Below are 13,701 nucleotides of genomic sequence, written 5' to 3' on the forward strand. Positions count from 1 at the left end.
GTCCAGTCTATCCAGGGGCACCGACGCTCCCTCCGCTCAGGACCCGGGCGACGCGGTCGGCGAGGCGGTGACCGTGCCGGTGCCGAAGAGGCTCGTGCCGTGCTTCAGCAGCGCCTCGTAGGCGCCCTGGTAAGTGGTCGGCAGGTCGTCGCCGGGCTCGCCGTAGCGGGCGAGCAGCAGGCCCATCAGCCCGAGGGCCGGCGGGCTGAGCGGCTTGTCCCTGTTCGCGTTGGCCGGGTGCGGCGGGGTCGCCTCCGGATTCGGCGGCAGGTACTGCGGCACGGTGGTCGGCCAGTCGTCGATCTGCCGCGGGGTGTCGAGGGTGACGACACCGAAGAGGTCGGGCGCGTCCGCGTCCCTGGCGGTGAGCGGCTCGAGCCCGTGCAGGCGGCTGAGGGTGCGGATCAGGGCGCCGTGGTGCATCTCGTCGTGCAGGATCGTGCCCGCCCGGGTGTAGGCCGAGATCGCGATCGCCGGCACGCGGCAGCCGAGGCGGTCGAAGCCGAAGCCCATCTCGCCCTCGCGGCCGTCGCCGGGCGGGGTCGCGGCGGGCGGCGGCACGTGGTCGTAGAGACCGCCGTGCTCGTCGAAGGTGGCCAGCAGCAGGGTGTTGATCGCGTTCGAGCCCGTCGTCGACGCGCTCTCGCGGATCGCCGAGTAGATCTGGTGCAGCAGCAGCTCCCCCGCGCGCACGTCGGAGAGCGCGCTGTCGTAGAGCGGCTGCCCGTCGACCTCGTCCTCGTGCAGGACGCCCGTCGGCGGGTGCATGTCGTTGTGGTCGAAGACGAGCCGCGGCTCGACGAAGGCGTAGTCGGGCAGCCCGCCGCTCGCGACGTCCGCGTAGAACTGCTCCATTGGGGCGAAGTTGGTCTTCCAGTACTTCTCGAGCACCGGCGCGTGCAGGAAGCCGGTGTAGGAGACGACCTGCAGCGCGTCGAAGTAGACCCGCCAGCTCTTCCCGGCCTCCTCGAGGCGGTTGAAGACCGTCGGCGCGTCGGCGAGGTCGTCGGCGAGCCACTTCTCGTAACCGCCGCCGTGCTTGTTGGTGACGAAGCCGTGCGAGGTCGAGGCGTGGAAGAACGAGCGGTTGCAGAAGGTCTGCGAGGGGACGGCGCAGAACCAGTGGTCGAAGACGGCGAACTCGCGGGCCAGTGTCGAGAAGACGGGCAGCATGTCCGGCGAGAAGCCGCCCATGATCGTGCCGTACTCCTCGCGGGTGGGCTCCTCGCCCTTCTTCAGGTGGCGGAGGTTCTGCACGTAGTCCTCGAGGAACCCGCTCATCGTCGGCGCGGAGGCGTCGGCGGGCGCGTTGTAGGGAGCCGTCATCGCGCCGACGGACGCCCCGGCGTTCGACGGCGGGTCGATCGTGCCGAAGAGCTGGGTGTTGACGTGCGGGTACTCCTCGCCCGGGTCGGGATCGGGCTGGCGCATGACGGTGTCGGTCGCGCCCTGGTAGACGTGCGCGGCGACCGTGTCACCCGCGGCGGTGGTGTTGGAGTGCTCGCCGCTCTGCAGGCCCTCGAAGGTCGCGCCCGCGGGCGGGCCGCCGGCCGTGTAGAGCTGCCCGAGGATGTTGTCGAAGGAGCGGTTCTCGAACATCACGACGACGACGTGGTCGAAGCCCGGCTCGCTGCGCTCGGGCAGTGGCGATTCCGCCTCGCGGTCCCGGCCGGAGGCGACGGCCGCGCCGATCGCTCCGCCGGTGAGGCCCGCGGCGGCGACTCCGCCGGCGACCGCGCCGCCGGCCAGGAAGCGGCGGCGGGAGCGCGAACGAGGGGCATCGTCTCGCGGGGTGCGATCGCCGCCGCCGTCGGTGCCGCTCATGCGTCCCGCCCTTCCCGCGTGCTGCGGATCCGTGCCTCCCGGGAGTGTAGCGACGCGCCCGGGGCGGCGGCTCGGAGCATCATGAGGGCCTGATCGACGTCGAGGGGCGCGCCGCTGACGCCTGCCGCGGCGAGGGCTGCGGCCAGGGCCGGCCCGATCGAGCGCTCCCGGTCCTCCGGCGCGAAGGCGGGTGCCGTGCGCGGGTAGCGCGACAGCGGCCGGGCGGGCCCGGAGAGCGCCTCGGCGACGGCGAGCACGCCGTCGTCCGCCAGCGCCCGGCGGTCCGCGGCGAAGCGGGCGCGGTGCAGGAGGGCGGGAGTCGCCGGGCCGAGCCGGGCCGTCAGACGATCACCGGGCCGCGCGCTCGAGGCGATGAGGAGGGCCGGGACGTCGCCGGGGCGACCGGCCTGTCCGCGCGCGATGACGAGCAGGAGCACTCGGCGGCCGGCCGACTCCGCCGCCCGGACCGCGTCGACGGTCTCGTGCAGGAGCCGCTCGGCGACCCGCGCGTCCGCGGACCGCGAGGCGCTCGGATCGTCGGCGGCGGCGAAGTCGGCCGGATCGACGAGCGAGCGGGGCTCGACCAGGACGACCGGCGGCAGGGTGCCCGCGGCGGCCGCCTCCGCGAGACGGGAGAGCGGGAGAAGGACTCCCTCGGCGGCGGCGACGGCCGCGGGGTCGTGGTGCGGCCACTCGGGGTCGGCGAGCAGCGTGGTCGAGACACCCTGCCGGTCGTCGACGACCAGGCACCAGGGGGTGCCGACGTGCCTGGCCGAGTCGAGCAGTGAGCGGAGCGGGTCACGGCCGTCCGCGCGCCAGTGGTCGGCGCGCGCGAACGACTGCGCGAGCAGCGTGTGCACGGGGAGCATCGCGGGGGTGAAGCGGTCGCCCTCGGTTCCGGGGCCGGGGGCGGTCAGCACCTCGTCGGTGCCGCCCGCGAAGTCGGTGCCCGGCTCGCCGTCGAGGGCACCGAAGACCTCCCGGCGCGGCCGGCCGGCGAAGGAGACGACGACGAGGTGGTCGATCCGGGCCAGTGCGGCGGCGGCCTCGCGCTCGCGAGTCGTGAGCGGCACGGCGCGGGCGGCGGCGTCCAGCGCGGTCGAGGCGGCCTCGGCGAGGGAGCGGCGGAGGAACGCCCGCCGCTCCTCGCCGGGCCGGTCAGGCATCCGCGTCGGGGGTCTCCTCAGCGGCGGGCGCATCGGCGGTCGACGCATCGGCGGTCTCGTCGGCCGGCGCCTCGGCGGCGACCGGGTCGGTGCCGTCAGCGGCGGGCGCGTCGGCCACTGGCGCGTCGCCGGCCGTCTCCTCCGAGGCCGCCTCCTCGGGCAGCGCGATCGCCTCGGGCCCCTCGGTCACGAGCAGGTGGAACTCCGCGGCGGTGATGATCCGCACGCCGAGCGCCTCGGCCTTGCCGAGCTTGCTGCCGGCACCGGGCCCCGCGGCGACGTAGTGCGTCTTCTTGGAGACGCTCGAGCCGGCCTTGCCGCCGGCGGCGAGGATCGCCTCCTGTGCCCCCTCGCGGCTGTAGCCCTCGAGCGAGCCGGTCGCGACGACGGTCAGCCCGGCGAGCACGCCGCCCGCGGCGTCGGCCGCGCCGGGGCCGGGGTGGCCGGGCGTGGCGAACTGCACGCCGGCCTTCGCCCAGCGGTCGACGATCTCGGCGTGCCAGTCGACCTCGAACCAGGCGAGCACCGCGTCGCCGATGATGCCGCCGACGCCGTCGACCGCCGCGAGCTCCTCGCGGCTGGCCGCGCGGATAGCGTCGAGCGAGCCGAAGTGCCCGGCGAGGGCGCGGGCGGCGACCGGGCCGACGTGCCGGATGCTGAGCGAGACCAGGAAGCGCCAGAGCGGCGAGGTCTTCGCCTTCTCGATGTTGGCGATCAGCGCGAGGCCGGTCGTCGAGGGGACGTACTCGGCGTCGCCGCCGAACACCTCCGCCTCCGGGTCGAACGGGCCGTCGCGCTTCTGCCGCTTGCGCTTGAACGGGCCGACGACCTTCGCCTCGCCCCGGTCGTCGAGCTTCTGCAGCCCGGTCTCGCTGTCGCGGACGACGACCTCGATCGGGAAGACGTCCTCGATCCGCAGCTCGAACAGGCCCGCCTCGGTGTCGAGCGGCGGCTCCGCGGGCACGAACGGCTGGGTCAGCGCCGCGGCGGTCACCTCGCCGAGCACCTCGATGTCGAGCGCGCCGCGGCTGCCGATGTGCTCGACGCGGCCGCGCACCTGCGCGGGGCAGGAGCGGGCGTTCGGGCAGCGCAGATCGACGTCGCCCTCCTTGGCGGGAGCGAGGGTCGTGCCGCACGCGGGGCACTGCGTCGGCATCACGAACTCGCGCTCGCTGCCGTCGCGCAGCTCGATCACCGGGCCGAGCACCTCGGGGATGACGTCGCCGGCCTTGCGCAGGACGACGGTGTCGCCGATCAGCACGCCCTTGGCCTTCACCACGTCGGCGTTGTGCAGCGTGGCCTGGCGCACCTCGGAGCCGGCGACCTTGACCTTCTCCATCTGCGCGAACGGGGTGGCCCGGCCGGTGCGGCCGACGCTGACGACGATGTCGAGGAGCTTGGTGTGCACCTCCTCGGGCGGGTACTTGTAGGCGATGGCCCAGCGCGGGGCGCGGCTGGTGGCGCCGAGCTCGTCGTGCAGCTCCAGCTCGTCCACCTTGACGACGACGCCGTCGATCTCGTGCTCGACCGAGTGGCGCTCGCGGCCGTACTGCTCGACGAAGGCGAGGACCTCGTCCACCGACTCCGACACCCGGTTGTGCGCGCTGACCGGCAGCCCCCAGGAGGCGAGCAGCCCGTAGACCTCGGACTGGCTCTGCACCGGCGGGTCCGGCCAGGCGCCGATGCCGTGCACGTAGAGCGCGAGCGAGCCGACGCGCGCCTCGCCGGCGCGGAGGTCGAGGCCGGACTTCTTGTCGAGCTGCTGGCGGAGCCCGCCGCTCGCGGCGTTCCGCGGGTTGGCGAAGGTGGGGAAGCGGCGCAGGGCGCTGTCGCGGACCCGCTCCTCGTCGAAGGGCTTGCGGGTGGCGCTCGGCCGGGCCGACCAGCGCTCGCGCGCCTCCTCGACGGCCTCGTCCCGCAGGGTCTCCTGCAGGGCGTTCAGCGCCGCGAACTCGCGCACGGGGATGAAGACCTCGCCGCGGACCTCGACCAGCGCCGGGTGCCCCTCGCCCGCCAGCTGCTGCGGGATGCCCGCGACGCGCAGTGCGTTGACGGTGACGTCCTCGCCGGTCCGCCCGTCGCCGCGGGTGGCCGCGGTGACGAGGCGGCCGTTCTCGTAGTGCAGCGAGATGGCGAGGCCGTCGATCTTGAGCTCGGTCAGCCAGGCGACCGGGCGGGCGGCGGAGGCGACGGTCTTGTCGCACCACTCGCGCAGCTCCTCGGCCGAGAAGACGTTGTCGAGCGAGAGCATCCGCTCGGCGTGATCGATCGGGTCGAGACCGGCGGCGACCACTCCCCCGACGGTCTGCGTCGGCGAGTCCTCGCTGGCCAGCTCGGGGTGCGCCGTCTCGAGCTCGGCGAGCTCGCGGACCAGCGCGTCGTACTCGGCGTCGGCGAGCGGCGAGGCGTCGGCCGCGTAGTAGTCCTCGCTCGCCGAGCGGATCCGCGCGCGCAGCTCGTCGACGCGCTGCGCCGGATCGAGGTCCGCCGCCGGAGTCGCGCTCGCCTCGGGCGTCGCGGCCATCAGAGCACCGCCCAGCTCGCGGAGGTGCCGACGAGGTCGGCCGCGACCGTGCGGTCGATCGTGCACTGGCCGAGCACGCGGGTGCCGAGGTAGACGACGGCCGTCTGGCCGGGGGCGACGCCGTCGAGCGGCGAGTCGGGAGTGATCACGAGCTCCACCTTCCCAGAGACGTCCGACACCACGGCGGTCGCCGGGACCGGGTCGGCGTGTGCGCGGATCTGCACGTCGCAGCGGAACGGCGTCGACGCGTCCTCCGGCGCCGCGCCGGCCCAGGTGAAGCGCGCCCCGGCGATCTCGCCGATGCGCAACGCCTCCCGCGGACCGACGACGACCTCGTTCGTCTTCGGCCGCACCTCGAGGACGAAGCGCGGTCGTCCGTCCGGCGCGGGCACACCGAGGTGCAGGCCCCGGCGCTGACCGACCGTGTAGCCGTGGGCACCCTCGTGGGCCCCCACCACCGCGCCGTCGCGGTCGACGATCGCGCCGGTCTCGGGGGCGACGCGCTCCGAGAGCCAGCCGCGGGTGTCGCCGTCGGGGATGAAGCAGATGTCGTAGCTGTCCGGCTTGTTCGCGACGCTCAGGCCGCGGCGCGCCGCCTCCGCCCGGACGACCGCCTTCGACGGCGTCGAGCCGAGCGGGAACATCGAGTGCTCGAGCTGCGCGGTGGTGAGCACGCCGAGCACGTAGGACTGGTCCTTCGCCTCGTCGCTCGCGCGGTGCAGCTCGGGGCTGCCGTCGGCCGCGGTCTCGAGGGAGGCGTAGTGGCCGGTGCAGACGGCGTCGAAGCCGAGGTCGAGCGCCTTCTCGAGCAGGGCAGCGAACTTGATCCGCTCGTTGCAGCGCATGCACGGGTTGGGGGTGCGGCCGGCGGCGTACTCGGCCACGAAGTCGTCGACCACGTCGAGCTTGAACCGCTCGGAGAAGTCCCACACGTAGTAGGGGATCCCGAGGACGTTCGCGGCGCGCTGGGCGTCCATCGAGTCCTCGATCGTGCAGCAGCCGCGGCTGCCGGTGCGCAGCGTGCCGGGCATCCTGCTCAGCGCGAGATGCACGCCGACCACCTCGTGCCCCGCCTCCACCGCGCGGGCCGCGGCCACCGCCGAGTCCACTCCACCGCTCATCGCCGCAAGAACCTTCACCGTCCGAGTCTACGAGCGGGCGGCGGGCGTGCGGTGTGCGCGATTCGCGGCGGTCCGTCCCCCGTCGCGTCCGATCTGCAGGCGATCGCGCGCGTTCGGCGCAGACCTGCACGGAGGATCGGGCGACTCGCGCCGGACGCCTGCACAACGGACCGGGCGGGCGGGCGCGCGGAGGCGGCGTCAGCCGGGCAGCACGGCGCGGCTGGACAACCCGGCGCGGGCCGCCCGCGCGTACGCGTCCGGCAGCGCCGCGAGCAGCGCGTCGACGTCGGCGTCCGTCGTGGTCCAGCCCAGCGTCATCCGGAGCACGCCGCGCGCCTCGTCCTCGCTGCGGCCGAGCGCCAGCACCACGTGCGAGGGCTCGGGGATGCCCGCCGTGCAGGCCGAGCCGGTGGACACCGAGACGCCCGCCATGTCCAGGAGGAAGAGGAGCGAGTCGCCCTGCGCGCCGGGGAAGGCGACGTGCGCGTTGCTCGCGACTCGCCGGCCGGAGTCGACGGCCGGACCGGTCAGCGTCGCACCGGGGACGGCCGCGAGGATCCCCGCGACGAGCCGGTCGCGCAGGGCCGCCAGTCGCAGCGCCTCGCCGGGCAGCTCCGCGACCGCCTCCGTCACGGCCGACGCGAACGCCGCCGCCCCGGGGACGTCCTGGGTACCCGAGCGGACGCCGCGCTGCTGACCGCCGCCGTGCAGCACCGGCACGACCCGGGCGTCGCGCGCCAGGACGAGGGCGCCGGTCGCGATCGGCCCGCCGACCTTGTGCCCCGAGACGCTGACCGCGACGAGACCCGCGCCGTCGCGGGAGCCGGAGGCGCGCCGCACCGCCGCGATCTCGAGCGGCACATGGCCGAGCGCCGCGACCGCGTCCAGGTGCAGCGGCACGCCGGCCCGCGCGCAGACCGCGGCCAGCTCGGCGACCGGCGCGATCGTGCCGATCTCGTTGTTCACCCAGAGCGCGGAGACCAGCGCGACGGAGCCGGGATCCGCGGCGAGCGCCGCCTCGAGCGTCTCGGGCCGCAGCGTCCCCTCCGCGTCGAGCGCGAGCCACTCGATCCGGGCTCCCTCGTGGGCCGCGAGCCACTCCACCGTGTCGATCGTGGCGTGGTGCTCGCCGCCGGGCACGAGGATGCGAGTGCGCGCCGGGGACTCCGCGACGCGCTGCCAGTAGAGGCCCTTGAGCGCCAGGTTGATCGCCTCGGTGCCGCCCGCGGTGAGGATCACCTCGATCGGCTCGCAGCCGAGGGCGACGGCGATCGCCGAGCGGGCGTCCTCGAGCCGGCGGCGCGCCTCCTGGCCCGAGCCGTGCACCGACGAGGGGTTGCCGGGCTGCGCGGACGCCTCGGCGAAGGCGGCGAGCGCCGAGGCCCGGAGCGGGGTGGTCGCCGCGTGGTCGAGATAGATCATGGCGCCCTCCGTCCCGCGTCCGGGGTGCGGAGCAGGTCTCCGGCCCCTCACTACTGTAGGTCGCATGCAGACACGCGACTCCCTGGCCCGCCTCGGAGTCGTCGTGGACGCGGAGGGCGGTGAGCTGCGGGTCTGGTCGGAGCACGCGACCGCCATCGATCTGCTGCTCTACGACGAGAAGGACCCGAGCTGGGTCACTCGGACCGTCCCGCTGACGCGCGGGGAGGACGACGTCTGGTCGGCCCGGGCCGCGCAGCTGACCGTCGGCCGCCGCTACGCGATCAAGGTGGACGGGCCCTCGGGCGTCCCGGGTCGCTTCGATCCGCGGGTCCCCCTGCTCGAGCCCTATTCCCGCGGGCTGCACCGGGTCGCCGAGAACGAGTGGCGCTCCGTCGTCGTGGACGACTCCTTCGACTGGGGCTCCTCCGAGAAGCCGCGCACGCCGCTGGATCGCACCGTGATCTACGAGGCGCACGTGAAGGGCCTGACCAAGCTCAACCCGGCCCTGCCCGTCGAGCTGCGCGGCAGCTACGCCGGCCTCGCGCACGAGTCGACCGTCTCGTCGCTCCTCGACCTCGGGGTCACCGCCGTCGAGCTCCTCCCCGTGCACGCGTTCGTCTCGGAGCAGCGGCTGCTGCGCCAGGGGCTCACCAACTACTGGGGCTACAACACCCTCAACTTCTTCAGCCCGCACGCCTCCTACGCCTCCCCCGCCGCCCAGCGCGGCGGCCCGACCGCGGTGCTGCGCGAGTTCAAGGGCATGGTCAAGCTGCTGCACGAGGCCGGGCTCGAGGTGATCCTCGACGTCGTCTACAACCACACCGCCGAGGAGGGGCCACAGGGTCCGCGCTCGAGTCTGCGCGGGATCGACGACCAGGCGTACTACCGCCAGACCGGCGAGGGCCACTACATCGACGTGACCGGCTGCGGCAACACCATCGACTTCGGCCGGCCGGTCGCGCAGCGCCTGGTGCTCGACTCGCTCCGCTACTGGTCCGACGAGGTCGGGGTCGACGGCTTCCGTCTCGACCTCGCGGCGACGCTGGGGCGGGACGAGATCGCGCACTTCCAGCGCGACCACCCGCTGCTGCGCGCGGCCGTCGAGGACCCGTCGCTCGCCGACGTGAAGATGATCGCCGAGCCCTGGGACGTCGGCATGGGCGGCTGGCAGACCGGCAACTTCCCGGACGGCTGGTCGGAGTGGAACGACCGCTACCGCGACCGTGCGCGCAACTTCTGGCTCTCGGACATCGACTACGCCCGGCGTGCGGGAACGGCGCCGGTCGGCATCGGCGGCTTCGCGACCCGGCTCTCCGGCTCGTCGAACACGTTCTCGCTCGAGCGCGGGCCGCTCGCCTCCGTCAACTTCGTCACGGCGCACGACGGCTTCACGCTCGCCGACCTGGTCTCCTACAACGTCAAGCACAACATCGGCAACGGGGAGTCGAACCGCGACGGCGCCGACACCAACCGCTCCTTCAACCACGGCTTCGAGGGCCCGACCGCCGACGACGGCGTCAACCGGGGCCGGCGGAAGGCGATGCGGAACCTGCTCGGGACGCTGCTGCTCTCGGCCGGCGTCCCGATGATCACGGCCGGCGACGAGTTCGGCCGCAGCCAGCGCGGCAACAACAACGCCTACTGCCAGGACTCGGACCTCACCTGGCTGCGCTGGGACGGGCGCAGCGACTGGCAGCTCGAGCTGCGCGAGCACGCACGGACGCTCATCCGCCTCCGCCGCGAGCACCCGGCGCTGCGGCCCTCGCGCTACGGGCGCGGCGGTGCGGTGACACCGGGAGCCACGAGCATGCAGTGGTTCGACGCGCACGGGCGGACGATGTCGGAGCACGACTGGACCTCGGCGGAGAACCGCACGCTGCAGTACCTGGCCGCGTCGACTCCCGAGACGGAGGAGTTCGACCGCGTCCTGCTGATCGTGCACGGAGTCGAGGCGGACACCTCGGTGGTCCTCGCCGAGAGCGAGGGGGTCACCGGGTACACGCGACTCTGGAGCAGCGAGGAGTCGGTGCCGCTCGAGCACGGCGAGTCGTTCGAGCCGGGGCAGGTCGTCCGCGTCGCCGGCACGTCGATGCAGCTCTTCGCCGCGCACGGCCCGCGTCCGGCCGCCGCGAGCTGATGAAGGGCGGACCGGGGACTCCGGCGACGCTCGCGCTGACCGCGGCGGGGATCGCCTTCGTGCCGCGCGAGTACCGGCACGATCCCGGGGCGGCGAGCTACGGCGGCGAGGCGGCCCAGGCGCTCGGGGTGGAGCCGGAGCGGGTGTTCAAGACCCTGCTGGTCGACGTCGACGGCGAGCTGGTCGTCGGCATCGTGCCGGTGACCGGGCAGCTGGGGCTCAAGGAGCTCGCGGCGGCGGTCGGCGGCAAGCGGGCCTCGATGGCCGACCCCGCGCTCGCGCAGCGGCGCACCGGCTACGTGCTCGGGGGCATCTCCCCGATCGGGCAGAAGACGCGGCACCGCACGGTGCTCGACGAGACGGCGGAGCTGTACGACACCGTGCTCGTCTCGGGCGGGCGGCGCGGCTTCGACATCGAGCTCGCGCCGGCGGACCTCGTCGCCGCGACGGGCGCGACCCTGGCGGACATCGCGCGCTGAGCGGGGCGGGTCTCGATACGCCGCTGCGCGGCTACTCGACCAGCATTCATCTGAGACGACGCTTCGCGGCAGCTCCACCGGCATGCACTGAGGCCACGTCAATGCGGATCGAGCAGCCCGCGCAGCGGGCTTCCACGCTGATCGAGTAGACCGCGGAGCGGGCGTATCGAGATCCACCACCGTCAGAACCTGAGTCTGCAGACCAGCCCTTCTGGTGACGTCGGGTCTCGATACGCCCCTGCGGGGCTACTCGACCAGCATGTCGCGGCGCAGCCGCGTCCTTCAGCTCACCACTGAGACGCGAAGCGGCTTCCCCGCTCGAGACGCCGCTGCGCGGCTACTCGACCGGCATGGGGCGCGTCAGCCGGCCGCCGCGACCAGGCCGAGCTCGGCCGAGCGGGCGAGCAGCGGGTGCCGCGGCACGACGCGGACGGTGTAGCCGAAGGAGCCGCTGCGGTCGAGGACGATCTCGCCGGCGTAGGGCACGCGGCCGACCGCGTCGGCGGGCACGACCGCGCCCGACTCCTCGGCGACCTCGAGCTCGTGCAGGCGCACGTCGACGAGCGAGCCGTCCGCCGCGGTCGTGCCGGAGACGACCTGCACCACGACGTCCTCGGGCGAGAGCTCTCCGAGGCGCACTCCCGCGCGCAGGGCGAGCCGGTCGCCGCGCTGGGGCACCGCGTCGATGCCGCCGGACTCCACGGAGGCGACCGCCACTCCCGGCCAGCCCGCGCGGACCCGCTGCTTCCAGGACGACAGCTCCTTGGCGGGCTCGAAGTGGTCGGCCGCGATCTCGCGCCCGGCCTCCGCGGCGGGCTGGTAGAGCGCCTCGACGTACTGGCGCACCATCCGCTCGGCCGACAGCTCCGGCGAGAGCGTCGCCAGCGTGTGCCGGATCGAGCGCACCCAGCGGCGCGGCACTCCGTCGTGATCGCGCTCGTAGTAGCGCGGCACGACCTCGCTCTCGAGCAGCTCGTAGAGCGCATCGGCCTCGAGCGTGTCGCGCGACTCCGGGTCGAGGTCGCGGTCGGAGGACGGGATCGCCCAGCCGTTCTCGCCGTCGAAGTACTCGTTCCACCAGCCGTCGAGGATCGACAGGTTCAGCGAGCCGTTCAGCGCGGCCTTCATCCCGGAGGTGCCGCAGGCCTCGAGCGGACGCAGCGGGTTGTTCAGCCAGACGTCGGTGCCCGGGTAGAGAAGCTGCGCCATCGCGATGTCGTAGTCGGGCAGGAAGACGATCCGCCGGCGCACGTCCGGCTCCTGCGCGAAGCGGACCAGCTTCTGGATCAGCCGCTTGCCCTCCTCGTCGGCGGGGTGCGACTTGCCGGCGATCACGATCTGGATCGGGTGCTCCGGGTGGGTCAGCAGCGCGCGCAGCCGCTCCGGGTCGTGCAGCATCAGCGTCAGCCTCTTGTAGGTGGGCACGCGCCGGGCGAAGCCGATGGTGAGCACGTCCGGGTCGAGCAGCTCGTCGAGCCAGGCCGGAGTGAGGCCGCCGGGGTTCTGCTCGCGCCAGCTGCGGGCGGCGCGCGCCCGGGCGTCGCGCACCAGCTGCTCGCGCATCGAGCGCCGCGCCTGCCAGAGCTCGCCGTCGCTCAGGGCGCCGGACGCCCAGTCGGCGCGGGTGGTGTCGTCGGTGCCGAGCCGGTCGTGGGCGAGACCCCGGAGGATCGGATCGGTCCAGGTCGCCGCGTGCACGCCGTTGGTGACCGAGCCGATCGGCACCTCCGCCGTGTCGAAGCCCGGCCAGAGACCGGAGAACATCGAGCGGCTCACCTCGCCGTGCAGCTTCGAGACGCCGTTGGAGCGCTGCGCCAGGCGGAGCCCCATGAACGCCATGTTGAAGACGTCGCTCGCGCCCCCCGTGGTCGACTCGGAGCCCAGCGCCAGCACGTCCTCGATCTGCACGCCCGGCAGCAGCTCGGTGGTGAAGTACTGCTCGATCATCCCGCGGTCGAAGCGGTCGATGCCCGCGGGCACCGGCGTGTGCGTGGTGAAGACGGTGCTCGCGCGGACGACCTGCAGCGCCTGGTCGAAGTCGAGGCCCGAGCCGATCAGGCCGGAGATGCGCTCGAGACCCTGGAAGCCCGCGTGCCCCTCGTTGGTGTGGAACACCTCCGGGAGCGGCGTGCCCGAGACCTCGGCCCACAGCTCGAGGGCGCGCACGCCGCCGATGCCCAGCAGCAGCTCCTGCAGGAGGCGGTGCTCGCCGCCGCCGCCGTAGAGCCGGTCGGTGACCGTCCGCAGGGCGTCCTCGTTCTCGCGGACGTCCGTGTCGAGGAGCAGCAGCGTCACCCGGCCCACCTCGGCCCGCCAGACCCGCGCGTAGAGCGCGCGCCCGTCCGGCAGGGCCAGGACGATCCGCGCCGCCGAGCCGTCGGCCAGCCGCACGATCCGCAGCGGCAGGCCGTCGGGGTCGAGCGAGGGGTAGGACTCGAGCTGCCAGCCGTCGGCGGAGAGGCCCTGGGAGAAGTAGCCCGAGCGGTAGAAGAGGCCGACGCCCGTCAGCGGGACGCCGAGGTCCGAGGACGCCTTGAGATGGTCGCCCGCGAGGATGCCCAGGCCGCCGGAGTACTGCGGGAGCGCCGCGGCGATGCCGAACTCGGGCGAGAAGTAGGCGATCGAGCGCGGCGCCGACTCCGGCAGCGACTGGTACCAGCGCGGCTCGGTGCGGTAGCGCTCGAGGTCGTCGCGGAGGCGCCAGGCGTCGTCGACGAAGCCCTGGTCGCGGGCCAGCTCGGCGAGGCGCTCGGGCGCGATCGCGCCGAGGAGCGCGGTCGGGTCGCCGCCGCTGCGCTGCCACAGCTCGGCGTCCGCCCGCTCGAACAGGCGACGGGTCGGCTCGTGCCAGGCCCAGCGCAGATTGCCCGCCAGCTCGCCGAGCGCGGACAGCTCGGGCGGCAGGACCGATCGGACGGTGAAGCGGCGGATGGCCTTCACGGCACTCCTCGACTCTCTGCCGGTACGACGACCGGCTGATCCCGGCGACTGCGGACCCCGGCGAGCACCCCCTGCGGACGGCCGGGGC

8 protein-coding genes are annotated in these 13,701 nt (G+C 74.0%); 2 read left to right on the plus strand and 6 right to left on the minus strand.

Annotated features, from left to right (window positions below; genetic code table 11):
* Positions 1-36: 36 nt before the first annotated feature.
* The 5 genes from MT353_RS12275 to MT353_RS12295 all read right to left on the minus strand — a co-directional run bounded on the left by MT353_RS12275 (position 37) and on the right by MT353_RS12295 (position 8,057).
* Positions 37-1,824 (minus strand): alkaline phosphatase family protein, encoded by a 1,788-nt coding sequence (locus MT353_RS12275; protein WP_243624634.1) that lies wholly within the window; start codon positions 1,822-1,824, stop codon positions 37-39.
* Positions 1,821-2,990, minus strand: a complete 1,170-nt coding sequence (locus MT353_RS12280; RefSeq protein ID WP_243624635.1) for a hypothetical protein — start codon at positions 2,988-2,990, stop codon at positions 1,821-1,823. The genes MT353_RS12275 and MT353_RS12280 overlap by 4 nt, the downstream gene beginning before the upstream one ends.
* The gene (gene ligA / locus MT353_RS12285; protein WP_243624636.1) at positions 2,983-5,514 is read right to left on the minus strand and encodes an NAD-dependent DNA ligase LigA; all 2,532 of its coding nucleotides are present in this window, start codon (positions 5,512-5,514) and stop codon (positions 2,983-2,985) included. Before ligA ends, MT353_RS12280 begins: the two co-directional genes overlap by 8 nt.
* Positions 5,514-6,653, minus strand: coding sequence for a tRNA 2-thiouridine(34) synthase MnmA (gene mnmA / locus MT353_RS12290; protein WP_243624637.1), 1,140 nt, complete (start codon positions 6,651-6,653; stop codon positions 5,514-5,516). The genes ligA and mnmA overlap by 1 nt, the downstream gene beginning before the upstream one ends.
* A 180-nt stretch (positions 6,654-6,833) precedes the next feature.
* Positions 6,834-8,057 carry a cysteine desulfurase family protein gene (locus tag MT353_RS12295; protein WP_243624638.1) on the minus strand — a complete coding sequence of 408 codons (1,224 nt, stop codon included), beginning with the start codon at positions 8,055-8,057 and terminating at the stop codon, positions 6,834-6,836.
* A gap of 64 nt (positions 8,058-8,121) precedes the next feature.
* Here MT353_RS12295 and glgX point away from each other — a divergent pair, with 64 nt between their 5' ends.
* Both glgX and ybaK read left to right on the plus strand, forming a co-directional pair.
* Positions 8,122-10,194, plus strand: a complete 2,073-nt coding sequence (glgX, locus tag MT353_RS12300; protein ID WP_243624639.1) for a glycogen debranching protein GlgX — start codon at positions 8,122-8,124, stop codon at positions 10,192-10,194.
* Positions 10,194-10,673, plus strand: coding sequence for a Cys-tRNA(Pro) deacylase (gene ybaK / locus MT353_RS12305; protein WP_243624640.1), 480 nt, complete (start codon positions 10,194-10,196; stop codon positions 10,671-10,673). The genes glgX and ybaK overlap by 1 nt, the downstream gene beginning before the upstream one ends.
* A 360-nt stretch (positions 10,674-11,033) precedes the next feature.
* Here ybaK and glgP read toward each other — a convergent pair whose 3' ends face one another.
* Positions 11,034-13,613: an alpha-glucan family phosphorylase gene (glgP, locus tag MT353_RS12310; protein WP_243624641.1), complete on the minus strand. Its 2,580-nt coding sequence runs from the start codon at positions 13,611-13,613 to the stop codon at positions 11,034-11,036.
* Positions 13,614-13,701 lie beyond the last annotated feature (88 nt).

It is taken from the genome of Rathayibacter sp. VKM Ac-2927, from assembly GCF_022815525.1.
Lineage (GTDB): Bacteria > Actinomycetota > Actinomycetes > Actinomycetales > Microbacteriaceae > Rathayibacter > Rathayibacter festucae.